Annotated in this window: 14 protein-coding genes; 10 read left to right on the top strand and 4 right to left on the bottom strand. The window is 63.9% G+C overall.

The annotated features are described in order from the left end of the window. Positions 1-2,232 (top strand): TonB-dependent receptor, encoded by a 2,232-nt coding sequence (locus JAB6_RS13895; RefSeq protein ID WP_070303299.1) that lies wholly within the window; start codon positions 1-3, stop codon positions 2,230-2,232. A gap of 78 nt (positions 2,233-2,310) precedes the next feature. Here the strand turns inward: JAB6_RS13895 and gluQRS are convergent, their stop codons facing one another. Together gluQRS and JAB6_RS13885 are read right to left on the bottom strand one after the other, a co-directional pair. Next, positions 2,311-3,237 (bottom strand): tRNA glutamyl-Q(34) synthetase GluQRS, encoded by a 927-nt coding sequence (gene gluQRS, locus JAB6_RS13890; protein ID WP_070303298.1) that lies wholly within the window; start codon positions 3,235-3,237, stop codon positions 2,311-2,313. A 220-nt stretch (positions 3,238-3,457) separates the two neighbouring features. Continuing rightward, positions 3,458-4,270, bottom strand: coding sequence for an outer envelope protein (locus tag JAB6_RS13885; RefSeq protein WP_092716215.1), 813 nt, complete (start codon positions 4,268-4,270; stop codon positions 3,458-3,460). 439 nt (positions 4,271-4,709) lie between these two features. Between JAB6_RS13885 and JAB6_RS13880 the strand changes: the two genes are divergently transcribed. The 6 genes from JAB6_RS13880 (at position 4,710) to JAB6_RS13855 (ending at position 12,027) form a co-directional block, all read left to right on the top strand. Further along, positions 4,710-6,224 (top strand): ABC transporter ATP-binding protein, encoded by a 1,515-nt coding sequence (locus JAB6_RS13880; protein WP_070303297.1) that lies wholly within the window; start codon positions 4,710-4,712, stop codon positions 6,222-6,224. Beyond that, on the top strand, positions 6,217-7,293 hold the full coding sequence (locus JAB6_RS13875; protein WP_070303296.1) for an ABC transporter permease: 1,077 nt from the start codon (positions 6,217-6,219) through the stop codon (positions 7,291-7,293). Before JAB6_RS13880 ends, JAB6_RS13875 begins: the two co-directional genes overlap by 8 nt. Next, complete coding sequence (locus JAB6_RS13870) at positions 7,286-8,215, top strand: ABC transporter permease (protein WP_070303295.1); 930 nt, start codon at positions 7,286-7,288, stop codon at positions 8,213-8,215. The genes JAB6_RS13875 and JAB6_RS13870 overlap by 8 nt, the downstream gene beginning before the upstream one ends. A 21-nt stretch (positions 8,216-8,236) precedes the next feature. After that, positions 8,237-9,322 (top strand): BMP family ABC transporter substrate-binding protein, encoded by a 1,086-nt coding sequence (locus JAB6_RS13865; protein ID WP_070303294.1) that lies wholly within the window; start codon positions 8,237-8,239, stop codon positions 9,320-9,322. Between the two features lie 117 nt (positions 9,323-9,439). After that, positions 9,440-10,276, top strand: coding sequence for an HDOD domain-containing protein (locus JAB6_RS13860; RefSeq protein WP_034760008.1), 837 nt, complete (start codon positions 9,440-9,442; stop codon positions 10,274-10,276). 137 nt (positions 10,277-10,413) lie between these two features. After that, on the top strand, positions 10,414-12,027 hold the full coding sequence (locus tag JAB6_RS13855) for a M28 family peptidase (RefSeq protein ID WP_070303293.1): 1,614 nt from the start codon (positions 10,414-10,416) through the stop codon (positions 12,025-12,027). Between the two features lie 144 nt (positions 12,028-12,171). On the opposite strand, the gene JAB6_RS13850 is transcribed toward JAB6_RS13855, so the two are convergent. Then, complete coding sequence (locus JAB6_RS13850) at positions 12,172-13,386, bottom strand: MFS transporter (protein WP_070303292.1); 1,215 nt, start codon at positions 13,384-13,386, stop codon at positions 12,172-12,174. Between the two features lie 150 nt (positions 13,387-13,536). Next, complete coding sequence (locus JAB6_RS13845; protein WP_058050642.1) at positions 13,537-14,535, bottom strand: LLM class flavin-dependent oxidoreductase; 999 nt, start codon at positions 14,533-14,535, stop codon at positions 13,537-13,539. Positions 14,536-14,795: 260 nt separating this feature from the next. Between JAB6_RS13845 and galT the strand changes: the two genes are divergently transcribed. From galT to galK, 3 genes are read left to right on the top strand one after another with little or no spacing between them, the layout of a single operon-like run. Beyond that, positions 14,796-15,899 carry a galactose-1-phosphate uridylyltransferase gene (gene galT, locus JAB6_RS13840; protein ID WP_070303291.1) on the top strand — a complete coding sequence of 368 codons (1,104 nt, stop codon included), beginning with the start codon at positions 14,796-14,798 and terminating at the stop codon, positions 15,897-15,899. Next, on the top strand, positions 15,896-17,002 hold the full coding sequence (locus JAB6_RS13835; RefSeq protein WP_070303290.1) for a M24 family metallopeptidase: 1,107 nt from the start codon (positions 15,896-15,898) through the stop codon (positions 17,000-17,002). Before galT ends, JAB6_RS13835 begins: the two co-directional genes overlap by 4 nt. Then, positions 16,999-18,066 carry a galactokinase gene (gene galK / locus JAB6_RS13830; RefSeq protein ID WP_070303289.1) on the top strand — a complete coding sequence of 356 codons (1,068 nt, stop codon included), beginning with the start codon at positions 16,999-17,001 and terminating at the stop codon, positions 18,064-18,066. The genes JAB6_RS13835 and galK overlap by 4 nt, the downstream gene beginning before the upstream one ends. Positions 18,067-18,084: the final 18 nt, after the last annotated feature.

Genomic DNA, 18,084 nt, shown 5'->3' with positions numbered 1-18,084 from the left:
ATGATCAAGATGTCCAAGATGCACAAGCGGTTGTGCGCCAAAAGCGCCGCCATGCTGGCACTGTCCGCTGCCCTGCCTATCGGCTCGGCTTATGCAGATGAAGTCGCTGCTGATACGGCGCCCGCCGCCAGCCAGCTGGAAACCGTGACCGTGACGGCGCAGCGCCGCAAGGAAAATATCCGCGACGTGCCCGTCTCCGTGTCGCTGCTGCGCGATGAAAAGCTCGACGTGCTGGTCTCCGGCGGTCAGGATATCCGCGTGCTGGCTGGCAAAGTGCCGAGCCTGAACGTGGAATCGTCGAACGGCCGCACCTTCCCCCGCTTCTACATCCGCGGCTACGGCAACACCGACTTCAACATCTTTGCATCGCAACCTGTTTCCCTGATTTACGACGATGTCGTGCAAGAAAATCCTATCCTCAAGGGCTATCCGATTTTCGACGTGGCTGGCGTGGAAGTATTGCGCGGCCCGCAAGGTACATTGTTCGGCCGCAATACGCCTGCCGGCGTGGTCAAGTTCGAATCCGTCAAGCCGAACCTGGACAAGGTTGAAGGCTATTACAACGTTTCCGCCGCCACGCACAACACGACCAACTTCGACGGCGCCGTCAACGTGCCGCTGAGCAAAGAATGGGCGCTGCGCTTCTCGACCCTGCGCCAGCACCGCGACGATTACGTCGACAACACGTTTACGGGCCAGAAAAACGCACTGGACGGCTACGACGAACACGCCGAACGCGTGCAACTGCTGTACGCGCCGAACACCATGTTCAACGCCCTGTTCAATGTGCACCAGCGCAGCACCACGGGTAGCGCGCGCATCTTCTACGCCAACATGATCAAGCAGGGCACGAACGATATCGTTGACGGTTTCGACCCGAACAAGTCGTTCACGAATGCACCGAATTTCCAACGCTTGCGCACCAACGGCGCCAGCGCCCGCCTGAGCTGGGACCTGGACGGTATTAAACTGTACTCGGTCACCGGCTTTGAACAGGTCGGCAATTACGTGTCGCATGGCGACATCGATGGCGGCACGCCAACGGGTCCTGGCTTCATTCCTTTCCAAGTTGAAACGGCCGGCGGCATCACCAGCGTGAAGCAATACTCGCAAGAATTCCGCGCCGAATCGAAGAATGCCGGTCCGCTCAACTGGCAGGCTGGCGTGTACTACTTCAACGAAGATGCCAACGGTTTCACCGACAACTTCGATAGCAACACGCATGCGCTGACCACGCACCTGGCCAGCCGCCAGAAGAACTCGGCCTGGGCAACGTTTGGTTCCGTCAACTACGCCGTCAACGATGACTTCATGCTGCGCGCCGGCTTGCGCTACACCAAGGACAAGAAGGATTTCAACACGGTGGAAGCGACCAACATCGTGCAGGTCAGCCCGACCAGCGCCGATGTCAGCAAAGCCAAGGTCAACTGGGACTTGAGCGGTACCTATAAATACAACAAGGACGTGAACTTCTACGGCCGTGTCGCCACCGGTTTCCGCGCGCCAAGTATCGCCCCGGCCAGCACCAGCGTGCCTGTCACCGTGGCCGATGCGGAAACGATCACCTCGTTCGAAGCCGGTATCAAGGCCGACCTGTTCGAGCGCCGCGCCCGCGTGGCCTTCAGCCTGTACAACTATCAGGTGAAGAACCAGCAATTGACGGTCGTGGGCGGCACCTCGAACGTGACGCGTTTGATCAATGCAGCTAAGACGAACGGCCGTGGCGCGGAATTGGAACTGGAAGGTTTTGTCACGCCGAGCCTGAAGATGTCCCTGGGCGGCAGCTACAACTTCACGGAAATCAAGGATCCAAGCCTGTCGATCGCTACCTGCGCCCAAACGCGTTGTACCGTGACCGATTCGCTGACCACCGGCAACCGTGCCATCATCGACGGCAATCCATTGCCGCAAGCGCCGAAGTGGACGATCACTGCCACGGGCCGTTATTCGATCCCGATGGAAAACGGCGAATTCTTCGTCTTCACGGACTGGGCTTACCGCAGCAAGATCAACTTCTTCCTGTATGAAGCGACCGAGTTCACCGGCAAGGCAATGGTCGAAGGCGGCTTGCGCGTGGGCTACACCTGGGATGCTGGCAAGTATGAAATGGCCGTTTTTGGCCGCAACATCACGGACACCCAGCGCATCACGGGCGCCATCGACTTCAACAACCGCACGGGCTTCATCAATGAGCCACGTCAGTTTGGGGTGCAGTTCAAGGGCAACTTCTAATTGCCCAATACCAGGCGCCGGCCCTAGCGGCTGGCGCCTGCATTGCTACCCGCCCGGTTCGCGCTGCGGCGGGTTTTTTTATGTGCGCTCGGGAAGTTGCGCCAGCCGCTGCGCCCAGGCGGGAATGGCTTGCCGCCAGAAATCTTCCACGTTGCCTGTGCGCACGTCGAGACCGAGGAAGCGGGCGGCCGGCAGCAGCGCCGACGTCAGCAGTTCGCTGGCTTGTGTTCCTGTATCGAAGGCGAGGGCACCCGTCTGCTTGGACAGCTTTTCACCGCTGTCGTTCGTGACGACAGGCACGTGCAGGAAGCCGGGATGGGGCAAGCCCAGCACGTCCTGCAGATACAGCTGGCGCGGCGTGGAGTCGAGCAAGTCCGCGCCACGCACCACCTGCGTGATGCCCTGCGCGCCATCGTCGACCACGACGGCCAGCTGATACGCCCAGTAGCCATCGCCGCGCAGCACGATGAAGTCGCCCACCTCGCTGGCCAGGTCCTGCCGCTGCGGACCCGCCCAGCGGTCGGCAAACGCGTACACCGCATCGGCTCCCTGCGGCACCCGCAGCCGCAAGGCCCGCGCCGCCTTGCCCGGCGCCAAACCGTGGCGGCACGTGCCCGGATACACGGCGGCCCCATTTTTCGGCGCGCCGGCCTGCAAATTCGAATCCTGGATTTCCTTGCGCGAACAGCCGCACGCATACACGAGCGCATCGTCCTGCAACTGCTTCAGCGCCGCCTCGTACAGCGGCAGCCGCCGGCTCTGCCACGTCGCCTCGCCATCCCAATGCATGCCGCAGCGCTGCAGGCTGGCCAGAATGCCGGCGTCGGCGCCCTCGACATTGCGGTCATAGTCCAGGTCCTCGATACGCAACAGCCATGTACCCCGATGCGCCTTCGCATCAAGATAACTGGCCATGGCGGCGACGAGCGAGCCCATGTGCAAGGGACCGGAGGGGGAGGGGGCGAAGCGGCCGATGTAGGGGGAGGAGGAGAGAAGACTGTTCATGCGTGCTGGCAAAGCGGCGACGGCGCTTGTTAACCGGAGTGGAGCAAGCGTCAAGTATCGTGGAGGGAATCAGACGTGTCAAATGCGGAAAGCGCACGGGCGTGTGCAATCAGCTCCGTTTGCCTTTGTCATACTGTAGTGGCTGTCCACGAACGTAGTCTCTCCAGCACAAAGTTTCCATGCCGGCATTCGCTACGTTCGTGGGTATTGATTGCTGCAATTAGAAATGATACTCCGCGCGTATCATCGGCGTCTTCGCCGTCTGTCCCACGTTGCCCGTGGTGGCGGGCGAGTTGCCGAACTTGTTCTTCCAGTACTGGTATTCCAGGCCCACGCGGAAGGTGTTCTTGGCGCTGCCCAGGGCCGCGCCCACGTCGAACATCACCTGCATGTCGATGTTCGTTTCCACCGCCGTATCACGGCCTACTTCATCCTTGCCTTTCGAATCGATGAGGTTAAAGAAGCCTTCGAACGAGAACAGCGGCGACAGGGGGATGCCCCAGGCGCCCGTCAGCATGGCGTGCGTTTTATACGTGTAGCGGCCCGTCACTTGTGAGATGGGCGGGAAGGCGCCGCTGGGGGCGTTGCTTTCGCGCAGCAACAGCAGGCTGGTGTTGAAGAAGCCGGGCACGTCCCACATCAGGGTGGGGCCGGCCACCAGCATGCGCTTGCGCGAGTTGTAGCCGACGTCGTTCTTGGTGTTGACGTCGAAGCCCAGGGTAACGCCGACGCCGCGCACGGGGCCGAACTTGATGTCGCTGCCGCGCACCTTGCCGATGTCGATGGTGTTGCGGTAGACCAGATACGCTTCCTGCGCGCCGGATGTTTTACCGAGCGCGCCAGGGTCCTTGCTGTCGGACATGAGGAAATCGAGGTTGACGAAATTGCTGCCGTATTTGTAGCCGCTGGCGTGCGTGATGGCGAAGATGTTTTTCTTGATGTCGTCCGGATTGAACGGCTCGCGGTAGTCATTGCCGGCGCGCCAGCTCAGCGCGGTATCGCTCCATTCGGCAGCCTGGGCGGTTGCGCCCACTCCGAGAGTGGTAGTGAGGCAGAGCAACAGACACGGTATGGTTTTTGGCACTTTCGGCTCCTGATGATGTGAGAAAACGGGAACGGGGGATAGCAGGGTGCGTAGTGCGCACGAAGCGCTGCGATGAGGAAAATTGCGCACCGTTCAATCCATGATGCGAGAAGCGCCGCGCTGGGCGATATGTCTTATCTGCATACTTACTATCAGTTCCTGCATATAATCATCGCACCTTCCCGCCCTTGCGGGGCAAGGCAGCCGCTGCAAAGCTGATAATTTTTTTCAAAATTGTATACAGGTGTTGTTTTTTTGCGGAAATAGAAATGCGCGCCGCCGCGCCCGCCCCCCAAGCGCCGCGGATGCCGATACGATAGAGACAGAGTGTTGATTTTTTTCACCGATCGACATCCCGCATACCACGCAGCGAGGCACGAAAAAAACAATGACGGCACGCCTGGAACTCCTCGATATCAGCAAGCGCTATCCGGCCGTGGTGGCCAATGACGGCATCCATTTGACCGTCGCGCCCGGGCAGATTCATGCCGTGCTCGGCGAAAACGGCGCCGGCAAATCGACCCTGATGAAAATCATCTACGGCGCCGTGCAGCCCGACGGCGGCCGCATCCTGTGGAATGGCCGCGAAGTCGAGATCGCCAACCCGTCGGCCGCGCGGGCGCTCGGCATCACCATGGTGTTCCAGCACTTTTCCCTGTTCGACACCTTGACGGTGACGGAAAACATCGCCCTCGGTTTGCCCGCCGGCACCAACATGGCGGAACTGGCGCAGCGCATCGAAGACACGGCGCGCCAGTACGGCCTGGACCTGGAGCCGCAGCGCCACGTCCACACCCTGTCCGTCGGCGAATGCCAGCGCGTGGAAATCGTGCGCGCCTTGCTGGCCAAGCCGCAACTGTTGATCCTCGACGAGCCGACATCCGTGCTGACGCCGGGTGCCGTCGAAAAACTGTTTACCACTTTGCGCCAACTGGCGGCCGAAGGCTGCAGCATCCTGTACATCAGCCACAAGCTCGACGAGATCCGCGCCCTGTGCCATACCTGCACGGTGGTGCGCGCCGGCAAGAACGCGGGCGTGTGCGATCCGTCGCAGGAGTCGGCGGCCAGCCTGTCGCGCATGATGATCGGCGCCGAGCCGCCCGCCGTCACGCGCGTGGCGCGCACGCCCGGCGCGGCCATGCTGAGCGTCAAGGGCCTGGATCTGCCGAAGAGCCACCCGTTTGCCACACAGTTGACGGACATCAATTTCGACGTGCGCGCGGGCGAGATCGTCGGCATCGCGGGCGTGTCCGGCAATGGCCAGCAGGAATTGCTGGCGGCCCTGTCGGGCGAGGACATGCGCGCGGCCGCCGACAGTATCGTGCTGAATGGCACGCCAGCGGGACGCTTGCCGCCGGGACGCCGGCGCGCCCTCGGTTTCGGCTTTGTGCCCGAGGAAAGGCTGGGACGCGGCGCCGTGCCCGATATGGGGCTGGCGGACAACGTTTTGTTGAGCCTGCAGACACCGGCCACCATCCGCCACGGCTTCGTGCGCCACAAGGTTATCGCGCAGCGGGCGGCCGCCATCATCGCCCGTTTCCAGGTCAAGGCAGGCGGGCCGCAAGCGCTGGCGCGCAGCCTGTCGGGCGGCAACTTGCAGAAATATATAGTCGGACGCGAAGTCATGCGCGAACCCACGGTGCTGGTCGTGGCGCAGCCGACCTGGGGCGTGGACGTGGGCGCGGCCGCGCAAATCCGCGCCGAATTGCTGGCGCTGCGCGACGCCGGTTGCGCGCTGCTGGTCGTATCGGAGGAGCTCGATGAATTGTTCGACATCAGCGACCGCTTGCTGGTGATGGCGAAGGGAAAAATCTCGCCGTCGCTCGACGTGGGTGACGCGAGCGTGGCCCAGGTGGGGCAATGGATGAGCGGGTTGTGGCCGCAGGAGGCAGCCCATGGCTAAGTTTGCCTTGCGCCTGGAAGCTCGGCCCGCGCCATCGCGGCTGATGTCGTGGCTGTCGCCGGTGCTGGCCGTCTTGCTCACCGTGCTGTGCGGCGCGTTGCTGTTTATTGCGCTGGGACACGATCCGCTGGCGGGACTGGCCGTCTTCTTTGTCGAACCCTTGCGCGACGCGCACGGCTGGTCCGAGCTGGGTCTCAAGGTGGCGCCTTTGCTCTTGATCGCCGTCGGCCTGGCCATCTGCTTTCGCGCCAACATCTACAACATCGGCGCCGAAGGGCAGTTGACCCTGGGCGCCATCTGCGGCGGCGCGGCAGCGCTGTACCTCGACGATGGCGTCGGCGGCGCGGCCATCATCGGCGTGTCCCTGGTGGCCGGCATGGCGGGCGGCATGGCGTGGGCGGGATTGGTGGCGTGGCTGCGCGACCGCTACAACGCCAGCGAAATCCTCGTCTCGCTGATGCTGGTCTACATCGCGCAATTGCTGCTCAGCTATCTTGTGTATGGCGTGCTGCGCGACCCGGAAGGTTTCAATTTTCCCCAGTCGAAACTGCTGTCGGACGGCTTGCTGCTGCCGATGGTGATCAGCGACACACGCTTGCACGTAGGTATCGTCTTCGCCTTGCTGGCCTCGCTGGGCGGCTGGCTGTATTTATCCCGCAGCATTGCCGGCTTCCGCCTGCGCGTGGGCGGCATGGCGCCGGCCGCCGCGCGCTATGCGGGATTTTCTTCGCGCAAGACCTTGTGGTCGTCCTTGCTGATCTGCGGCGCCCTGTCCGGCCTGGCGGGCGCCTGCGAAGTGCTGGGGCCGATGGGGCAGTTGACGCCCACGGTCTCGCCCGGCTACGGCTTTGCCGCCATCATCGTCGCCTTCGTGGGACGCTTGCATCCCGTGGGCGTGATTTTTTCAAGCTTCGTCATGGCCCTGTTTTATATCGGCGGCGAACTGGCGCAGTCGCGCCTCGGATTGCCCAGTGCGATTACCGGCGTGTTCCAGGGCATCTTGCTGTTTGCCTTGCTCGCCTGCGACGTGCTGATCCAATACAAATTGCGCTGGAGAAAACATGGATAACCTGGCCCTGACCATCGCGCCATTGATTGCGGCCAGCATCAATGCGGGCACGCCGCTGATGCTGGCCGCGCTCGGTTTATTGGTGAATGAAAAAGCGGGCGTGGTCAACCTGGGCGCGGAAGGCATGATGCTGGTCTCGGCCATCACGGGCTTTGCCGTGGCCGTCAACACGGGCAGTCCCACCCTGGGCTTCCTGGCAGGGGCGGGCGCCAGCATGGTGCTGTCCGGCTTCTTTGCCTGGCTGACCGTGTGGCTGGGCACGAACCAGTATGCGACGGGTCTGGCTTTGTCGCTGTTTGGCGCGGGCGCGTCCACGTATATCGGCTTGAAGTACGTGGGCAACAGCTTGCAGAACGGCCGCTTCGGCATCCCCTTCCTGGAAGATATTCCCGTGCTGGGGCCGGCCCTGTTCCGCCAGCATCCGATGGTGTATCTGTCCTTGCTGCTGTGCCTGGCCATCGCCTGGTTTTTGTACCGCACGCGGGCAGGATTGGTGCTGCGCGCCGTGGGCGAGTCGCCCGCCTCGGCGCATGCGCTCGGCTATCCCGTGCGCCGCATCCGCCTGGCGGCCGTGCTGTTCGGCGGCGCCTGCTGCGGCTTGGCCGGCGCCTTCTTGTCGCTCGTCTACACGCCGCTGTGGGTCGAAGGCATGGTGGCGGGGCGGGGCTGGATCGCGCTGGCGCTGACCACGTTTGCCACCTGGCGCCCGGCGCGCGTGGTGGGCGGTGCCTATTTGTTCGGCGGCATCACGATATTGACGTTCCACGCGCAGGCGCTGGGCGTACCGATTGCGTCGCAACTGCTGTCGATGCTGCCCTACGTGGCGGCCATCGTCGTGCTCGTGCTCATTTCCAGCAACGCCAATTACATCAAGCTCAACATGCCCGCTTCGCTGGGGAAAAATTTCAATCCCGGAAATTAATCACTGACCACAAGGAAAACCATGTCCAAGAAACTGTTGTGCGCCGCCGTTTGCGGTGCTGCGCTGATGTCCTCCATGCCCGCCATGGCCGCCGCGCCCGCTGCCGCTCCGCTGAATGTCGGCTTCGTGTATATCAGCCCCATTGGCGACGCGGGCTGGACCACCCAGCACGATCAGGCCCGCAAGGAAATGGAAAAGGCGCTGGGCGGCAAGATCACCACCAAGTACGTGGAAAACGTGCCGGAGAGCGCCGATGCGGAACGGGTGATCCGCGACCTGGCGCAGACGGGCAGCAAGCTGGTCATTACGACCTCGTTCGGCTACATGAATCCCACCTTGAAAGTGGCGAAACAATTTCCTAATGTGAAGTTCATTCATTTGACGGGCTACAAGACGGCCGTCAATGTGGCCAACACGAATGCCCGTTTCTACGAGGGCCGCTACCTGGCCGGCGTGTTGGCGGGAAAGATGAGCAAGACCCACGTCGCCGGTTATGTGGCGGCATTCCCCATCCCGGAAGTGTTGCAGGGAGTTAACGCTTTTACGCGCGGCATGCGCAGTGTCGACCCGAAGGCGGAAGTGAAAGTGGTGTGGGTCAATAGCTGGTTCGACCCGGGCAAGGAGCGCGACGCGGCCATCACCCTGATCGGCCAGGGCGCCGACGTGGTCACCCATCACACGGACTCGACCGCCGTGGTACAGGCGGCCGAAGAGAAAGGCAAGTATGCGATCGCCTACCACTCGGACATGAAAAAATACGGACCGAAAGCGCAACTGGCCGCCGTCACCCACCATTGGGGCGATTACTATACGAAGCAGGCGCAAGCCGTACTCGACGGTACGTGGAAGTCCAGCAGCACCTGGGGCGGCATCAAGGATGGCATGGTCAAGCTGGAAGGCATTAACGCCGCCGTGCCGACCGACGTGAAACAGTTTGTATTGGCGCGTGAGAAAGAGTTGGTAGCTGGCAAGCTCAATCCGTTCAGCGCGCCGATCAAGGATAACGATGGCAAGGTGCGCCTGGACAAAGGCGTGCTGGACGATGCGGCGCTGACGAAGATGGATTATTTTGTCGAAGGCGTGGCCGGGAAAGTTTCCGGAAAGTAATAGGTTTGAGTATAAACTTGCTGTAATATTGCCGGAAACGGGAGCCGGGCCGGGGAGCGCATTCCCGGCCCGTCCAACACAGCAGCGCCTGAACAGGCCCGTACCGGAGATTGACCCATGGACAGACTGGAAGTATTCAAGATTATCGCGTTGCAAGCGAGCAAGGGTGAGCTGACGTTCCCCGCCAACGTCAAGGCCACCTTGAAGCTGCAGGAAGCGCTGGACGACCCCGATTGCCATATCGAAGCGGCCGCCCGCATGGTCATGGCCGAGCCGCTGCTGTCGGCCCGGGTCGTGGCATTGGCCAATTCGGCCGCCTACAACCGTTCCGGCAATGAAATCGCCAATGTGCGCGCGGCCGTCTCGCGCCTGGGCTTTGCCACCCTGAAATCGATGGTGGCGTCCGTCATCGTGCGCCAGCTGGGCAGCCAGATCACAGACCCGCAATTGCGCGCCAAGGCGGCCCGGCTGTGGGAACACACGGCTCACGTGGCCGCGCTGAGCCAGGTGATCGCCCGTAAAGTCACGCACGTGGACGTGGAAACGGCCATGTTCGCCGCCATCGTGCACGAAGTGGGCGGCTTTTATCTGCTGTCGCGCGCCGAGGAATATCCGGGTCTGCTGGACGACAATACCGAAGACTGGATCGAATACGGCGAAAAGCTGATCGGCCGCGGCGTGCTGCGCCAGCTGCAAGTGCCGGACCTGGTCTTGCAAGCCGTGGAAGGCATGTGGCACGGCGGCAGCACGTTCCCGCCCCGCACCTTGGGCGCGACCCTGGTGTTGGCCAACGATCTGTCGCCCGTCGGCTCGCCTTTGCACCCGCCGGAAAGCGCCGCGCGGCGCCAGGCGGCGGCGAAGATCGACTTTGGCATCGGCGGCAGCACCTTGCACACCATCCTCGAGGAATCGGCGGAAGAAATCGAATCCCTGGCGGCGGCCCTGCTGGTCTGAGCGTTCTTCCTGAAACATCCCCGCCCTTGCCGCGGGGATTTTTTTCGTCCGCATTTTGATGCGCCTTTCCCCATGGCATACAATCGCCGGCCCGGCTATCCGCCGTACCGCTTTCCTCCTCTTACCCAAAGGATCTTATGCAGAAGCTGTTTTCTTCCCTGACCTTGACCGCGCTGGCGTTTTCCGCCCACGCCGCGACCGGTTTGCCCGTGGTGCAGGAAGCGCCCTTGCGCGCCCACCTGGCCTTCCTGTCCAACGATTTACTGGAAGGCCGCGGCACGGGCCAGCGCGGCGCCGACCTGACGGTGGCATACCTGGAAACCCAGGCGCAGATGGCCGGCTTGAAACCCGTGCGCGGCAACAGCTACCGCCAGAGCGTGCAAATTGCCGGCGTGAAATCCTTGCCACAAGATAGCAGCCTGCAGGCGATGGCGGACGGCAAGGCCGTGCCGCTGGCCTTCGGTCCGGACTGGGTCTGGGCCACGGGCGACTCCGTTGCCGCGCATACGTTCGACGCGCCACTGGTATTTGTCGGCTACGGCATCACGGCGCCGGAAGAAGGCTGGAACGATTTCAAGGGTGCCGATGTCAAAAACAAGATCGTCGTCATGATGGTCAACGACCCGCAGCCGACCACTGCCGAACCAAACCGCTTTGCCGGCAAGGCGCTCACGTATTACGGCCGCTGGACCTACAAGTTCGAGGAAGCCAGGCGCCAGGGCGCCGCTGGCGTCTTGCTGATCCACACGAAACCGTCGGCCTCGTACGACTGGAGCGTGGTGCAGAACAGCTGGAGCGGCAGCGAACGTTTTCAACTGGCTGACCGTACTGCCGGTACGCCGTTGCAGGGCTGGATCGCGGAAGACGCGGCGCGCCGCCTGTTTGCGGCCGGTGGGCAGGACCTGGACGCCTTGCGCGCGCAGGCGGAAAGCAAGGACTTCAAGGCCGTCGCCTTGAATGCCAAGTTGTCGGGCGAAATGAAGTCCATCGTGCGCAAGGTGGAGCAATTCAATATCGCCGGCATGGTGCCGGGCACGGATCCGGCACTGAAAGAGGAAGCCGTCATTTACAGTGGCCACTGGGATCACCTGGGCAAGCAGGGAGATACTGGCGATACCATCTACAACGGCGCCGTCGACAATGCCTCGGGCACGGCAGGCCTGCTGGCCATGGCGCAGGAAGCCGTGAAAAAGCCTGCGAAGCGCACGCAGATTTTCCTGTGGGTGGCGGCCGAGGAACAAGGCTTGCTGGGCAGCGCAGCGTATGCGGCCGATCCGCTGTGGCCCTTGAACAAGACGGCGGCCGCGCTGAATCTGGACAGCCTGAACTTTGTTGGCGCTACGCACGACATCGGCGCGCAGGGCAGCGAGCGCACGGAGCTGGGGGCCATGGCCGCCACGGTGGCGAAATCCATGGGCATGCACATCGCGCAAGCGCGTCCCGACCTGGCCGGTGGCTACTTCCGCAGCGACCATTTCAGCTTTGCCAAGGCGGGTGTGCCCGCGTTTTCCATCAATGGCGGACGCGAGTACATCAAGGACGTGGAAAAGTCGAAAGCCAAGGCGGCCGCCTATGGCCCCCGCTACCATCAAGTCACCGATGAGTACGACGCCAGCTGGGATCTGTCGGGCATGACGCAGCAGGCGCAATTTACCTTGAACCTGGGCCTAGCCGTGGCCAACGCGGTGAAGATGCCGGCCTGGAAGGCGGGCGATGCGTTCGGCAAGGCGCGCGAACAGGCCGCAAAGTAAGGCGTGGTTTGTGCCAACAATGTTGTCGGATTACGCTCTACGAGCTAATCCGACCTACGCCTGATACTGGTGAAACAAGCCACGTAGGTCGGGTTAGCGCGCCAGCGCGTAACCCGACAACATGGCTGGCGCCGTAGCGTCGGATCAGGCTGCCCGTTCCAGCCGCCGCTGCGTGTGCCGGTACTTGCTCCACACGATCAGCATCAGCAGCGGCATGGCGCCGCCCACCATGCACAGGGCGGGCCAGCCGCCGGCCGCATAGCTGGCGCTGGCCAGGGCCGAGCCTGCCGATGCGCCGATGAAGCCGCCCGCGATGAACACGGTGGTCACCCTTGCGCGCGCATGCGGCGCCAGTTTATAGATGATGGACTGGTGCGTGACTTGCAGGCCCATCACGCCCATGTCCAGCAGGACGATACCGATCAGCAATAGTACGAGCGAATGGGCGCCAAAGCCGATCAGAGCCCAGCCTGCGATCGAGGCGACGGCCAGCAGCCACGTGGCCTGGCGCGCGTAGCCGCGGTCGGCCATGCGGCCCGCCGTGTTGGCGGCAAAGGCGCCCGTGGCGCCGGCCAGGCCGAACAGGCCGATCTGCATTTCCGAATAGTGATAGGGTTCGCCGCTGAGCAAAAAGGTCAGGCCCGTCCAGAACACGCTGAAGGTGCCCAGGCCCAGGCCCGAGAACAGGGCGCGCTGGCGCAGCAACGGTTCCTGGCGGATGATGTCGGCCAGGGAGGCCAGCAATTTTCCGTATTGCAGCTTGCCACGCGGCGCCTCGTTCGGCAGGATGCGGCGCAACATGACGAGCAGGGCCGCGACGACGATGGCCGCCAGTACGTAGACGGTGCGCCAGCCGCCGCTGATCTGCGACACCGTGCCGGAGACGGTACGCGCCAGCAAGATGCCCAGCAACAATCCCGTCATGACGGTGCCCACCATGCGTCCCCGGCTGTGATCGGGCGCGTACGAGGCCACCATGGCCGTCACTACCATCAAGGCGCTGGACGTGATCCCCATCAAGACGCTGGCGATGGCAAAGACGATGATGTTCTGGCTGGTGGCGGCCAGCAGCAGGGCGGCTATCTTGGCGATCAGCATCCACGTCAGCAACTGGCGGCGGTTCAGCACGTCACTGAGGGGGACCAGGAAGACGATGCCCAGCACATAGCCGATCTGCGTGGCCGTGACCAGATAACCGGCTTGCGGCACGCTGACGCCAAACGAGGCGGCCAGCATGGAGGTGAGCGGCTGCACATAGTAGAGGCTGGCGACGAGCACGCCGGCGGACAGGGCGAACAGCAGGATGCGGGTCGACGTCAGCAGGGCGCTGGCATCGACGGTAGAGGGTGCGGATTTCATGCGGTTACAACTTTCTTCGAGTGATGCTTTTGGATAAGCATGATAGCGGGGCTGCGCATTTCTTGCCGGGTAGGCAAAAAAATCCCGGCGATCGTTGCCGACGGCCGGGGAAAGGGTATATGGGGATATATACCGAGGGAGAGTTAAAACTTACTGCGCGCTTGCCAGCTCCGCATGCACCTGCGCCGTGATTTCATACGAGCGCAGCCGGTGCTGGTGCTCGAAGATCTGCGAAGTGATCATTAGCTCGTCGGCGCCCGTTTCGGCGATGAAGGTGGCCATTTTCGCCTTCACGGTGTCCGGCGCGCCGATGGCCGTGCAGGACAGGACGGAGTCGAGCATGGCGCGTTCCTGCGGGCCCAATTGCTCGAGGTAGCCGGGCACGGGCGGTTGCAGACGCGACGGGCGGCCCGTACGCAGGTTGACGAAGGCCTGCTGCATCGACGTGGCGCGCAAGTGCGCCTCGGCATCCGTATCGGCGGCGAACACGTTAAAGCCCAGCATCACGTACGGTTTGGCCAATTGCTTGGACGGCTTGAAATGTTCGCGGTAATAGGCCACGGCTTGCATCATCATCTGCGGCGCGAAGTGCGAGGCGAATGCATACGGCAAGCCCAGGTGGGCGGCCAGCTGGGCGCCGAACAGGCTCGAGCCCAGTATCCACACGGGCACTTTCGCGCCCTTGCCGGGTACGGCCAGCACGCGCTGGCGCGGCTCGTCGGACATATAGTCGATCAATTCCAGCACGTCCTGCGGAAATTGTTCCGCGTCGGACTGCAGGTCGCGGCGCAGGGCGCGCGCCGTCGTCTGGTCGGAGCCGGGCGCGCGGCCCAGGCCCAGGTCGATGCGGCCCGGATGCAGCGCTTCCAGGGTGCCGAACTGTTCCGCGATGACGAGCGGCGAGTGGTTCGGCAGCATCACGCCGCCTGCACCCACACGGATGGTTGTCGTGCCGGCCGCCACATGGGCGATGACGACGGCCGTGGCGGCGCTGGCGATGCCGGGCATGCCGTGGTGTTCGGCCAGCCAGTAGCGGTTGTAGCCCCAGCGTTCGCCGTGCTGCGCCAGGTCGAGCGTGTTCTTGAACGACTGGCTGGCGTCGCTGCCTTCGGCGATGGGGGCCAGGTCGAGTATGGAAAATGGAATCATGGTAGCGATATCGGGACGTGGTGGAAAATCACAATGGACGATTTGTCTATCCCCTGACGACAATAGGGTCGGCCTTGAAAGCGGCAGGGATGACAGGCTGTGCACATGATAATGCGAATCGGGAATTTGCGTACTGATCGGTAAAAAACTCGTGCCGGTCGGGATCGGTGCTGCTTGAACTGGCGGAGTTGCCGCAAACTCTGGAACTTTCCTTGCCAGCCCCAGTCTTAAGAATTCGTGCCTTAAGATTGTGAAACATCATGTATTGCGAGCAACTCGTCAAACCCGACGGGCGCCAGCTGACCCTTTACAGTAGGCGTCCCATCGTCGTCGCTGGCGTTGCACCGAGCCCTTTCCCCTTGCCGCAGGAAGCCAATCCGCACTTGCGCTGGCATCCTTTGCGCGGCGAGTGGGTGGCGTACGCGGCCTATCGCCAGGGCCGCACCTTCCTCCCTCCGCCAGAGTACAACCCGCTGGCGCCCACGCGCGATCCCGCGCATCCGACGGAACTGCCTGCCGGCGACTACGATATCGCCGTCTTCGACAACCGCTTTCCCACCCTGGCGCTGGACGCCCATGACCCGCCCGACCTGGCGGTGGCCACGGCGCCGGCCGCCGGCCAGTGCGAAGTGGTGGTGTTCGCCCAGGATGCCGGCGCCTCGCTGGGTACCTTGCCCGTCAGTCACATCGTCTTGCTGCTGCAAGCGTGGGCCGCGCGCACGCAGGCGCTGGCCAGGCGGCCCGGCATTGCTTATGTGCTGCCGTTCGAAAACCGTGGCGCGGAAGTGGGCGTGACCCTGCACCATCCGCATGGCCAGATCTACGCCTATCCCTTTGTTCCTCCGGTGCCGGCGCGCATGCTGGCGCAGGAGCACGCGTATTTCGCCGAGCATGGCCAGGCCTTGCTGGTGGACATGGCGCGGCGCGAAGCCGATGGCGGCGCGCGATTGCTGTACCTGGGACCGGAGGCCATCGCTTTTGTTCCCGCCTGTGCCCGCTACCCGTATGAAGCGTGGCTGATGCCGCGGCGGCAGACGGACAGCTTTGCGGCCCTGTCGGCGGCGCAGCGCGAGGATCTGGCGCGCGCCCTGAAAACCGTCCTGCTGAAATACGACGGCCTGTGGCAACGCGAGATGCCCTATCTAATGGCCTGGTACCAGGCGCCGACAGACGGCCGCGCGCATCCGGAAACGCAGTTGCACGCACAGTTTTATCCGCCGTACCGCACGCGCGAACGGCTCAAATACCTGGCCGGCACGGAGCTGGCCGCCGGCATGTACGCCATGGATGCTTTGCCCGAGGAGTCGGCGCGGCAGTTGCAGCAAGTGCGCGTGACATGGGAAATGTCAGAGGAAATCGCATGAACTGGAATGTGGAACTGGAAATTGCACATAAGCTGGCGCAGATGCGCGGCTGGCTGGAACAGGAAAGGGCTGGCGCGGTGCGCCTGCGCGGCGTGGACTGGTTCGCCTGGGCCACGGCGGGGGCGTCGGGCAGCGCCGGCCACTCAGCCGAGTGCGGCTGTGCCGAGGTGCTCGTCACGCGCGATGCGGCCTACATCCTGACGGATGCGGCCGAGGCGCAGCGGCTGCGTCAGGAAGAAGTGCGCGGCAGTTGGACTTGGCAAGTGACGCCGTGGATGCAGCCGCGGCTGGCCGAATTGCGCGAGCATTTCGTGCAGCATGCGGCGGGAGGGCGGCCCGTGCTGTGCGACCGGCCCGGCCTGCAAGAACGCTGTCTGCCCGTTGCCCTGCGCGAGGAGCGCCTGCCCCTGCTGGCACCGGAACAGGCGCGCTACCGCGAAGTGGGGCGTCTGGCCGCCGCGGCGGCCAGCGAAGCGCTGCGCGCCGCGCGTCCCGATTGGAGCGAGCAGGACCTGGCCGGCGCCTGCGCCCGTGCCCTGTGGTCGCGCGGCCTGCACGCCGTGTACGTGCTGGCGGCGGGCGCCGAGCGCTTCGAGCGCTACCGGCGCGCGCCACCGGCCGCGTCGCCGCTGGGCGAGCGTGCCGTGCTGGCGCTGTGTGCGCAAGCTTACGGCCTGTGCGCCAGCCTGAGCCGCCAGCGCCGTTTCCGCACCGCGCGCGACGGCATCGGCGAGGCGGATGCGGCCATCCTCGCGCTGGAAGCGGTGGCGCTCGACGCCTGCGTGGCGGGGCATGCGCTGAGCATGGTGTATCACGCCCTCGACAGCGCCTATGCGTATGCGGGCCAGCCCGATACGGTGCAGGAATTCCGGCAGGGCGGCATCGCCGGCTACCGCGCGCCCGAGGTGGCCGCCGGCGCGCACACGGAAATTGCCCTGAAGGACGGCATGGCCCTGGCTTTCCATCCCAGTTTGCCCGGCAGCATGGTGGAAGACACTTTCCTGCTCAGCGGCGGGCGCCTGCACAACCTGACTTGCGACCCGGACTGGCCGGTCACCTCGGTGGAAGGACGGCTGCGTCCGCTAACCCTGGAGTTGCCATGATCACCCCCGACGCGTATTTCGGCGCCGTCCCCGTGGTGGCGGCCTCGGCGCCCGGGAGGGTCAACCTGCTGGGCGAGCATACGGACTACAACGATGGCTACATGCTGCCGTGCGCCACGCCGCAGCGCACGCGCGTGATGCTGGCGCTTGCCGCCGACGGCCACCATCAGTTCTATTCGGCGACCCTTGACGAACTCGTGCGTTTCGAGCGCCAGTGCGCCGCGCCGCCCGGTTTCGGCCGCTACCTGGAAGGCTGCATCCGTCTGCTCGAGGAGCGCGGCGTGGCCGTACCGGCCGTGCGCGGCCATATCGATTCGGACGTGCCGCCGGGCGCCGGCCTGTCGAGCAGCGCGGCGCTGGAAATCGCCATGCTGCGCGCACTGCGCCAGCTGCTGGGACTGCAGATTGACGACGTGTCGCTGGCGCTGATGGGGCAGCAGGCGGAAATCCGCTACGCGCAAGTCAATTGCGGCGTGATGGACCAGATGGCGTCCAGCCTGGCCGACGAGCGCCATATGCTGCTGCTTGATGCGCGCACCCTGCGCCATGAACTGCTGGCGCTGCCCCATGACAGCGAGGTGCTGGTGATCGACAGCGGCGTGCCGCGCACCCTGGCAGGCAGCGCGTACAACGTGCGGCGCGCCGAGTGCGAACAGGCGGCGCGCCTGCTGGGCGTGGCGGCGTTGCGCGACGTGCGCGAGCCGTCCGTGGTGAAAGGCTTGCCCGAGCCGTACCGCCGCCGCGCGCGCCACGTGGTCAGCGAAAACCTGCGCGTGCTGCAAGCGTGCGGCCAGCATGGTCCCGTGCTTTTCGGCCAGTTGATGTCGCTGTCGCACGCCAGCCTGCGCGACGACTACGAGGTGTCGCTGCCGGTGCTCGATACCTTGGTGGCGCTGCTGTCGGCGCAGTCCGCCGTGTATGGCGCGCGCCTGACGGGCGCCGGTTTTGGCGGCGCCTGCGTGGCCCTGTGCCGCAAGCAGTGCGCGGCCAGTACGGGGCGCACGGTGGTGCAGCGCTTTAACGCCGAAGGACACAGCGCACGCATGGTGGTTCCGCTGAATTGAGCGAGGCTTGATCTTGCT

Source organism: Janthinobacterium sp. HH104 (assembly GCF_001758715.1).
Lineage (GTDB): Bacteria > Pseudomonadota > Gammaproteobacteria > Burkholderiales > Burkholderiaceae_D > Janthinobacterium > Janthinobacterium aestuarii.
Note: the sequence above shows the minus strand (reverse complement) of the source record. Positions and strands in the feature narration are given on the sequence as shown.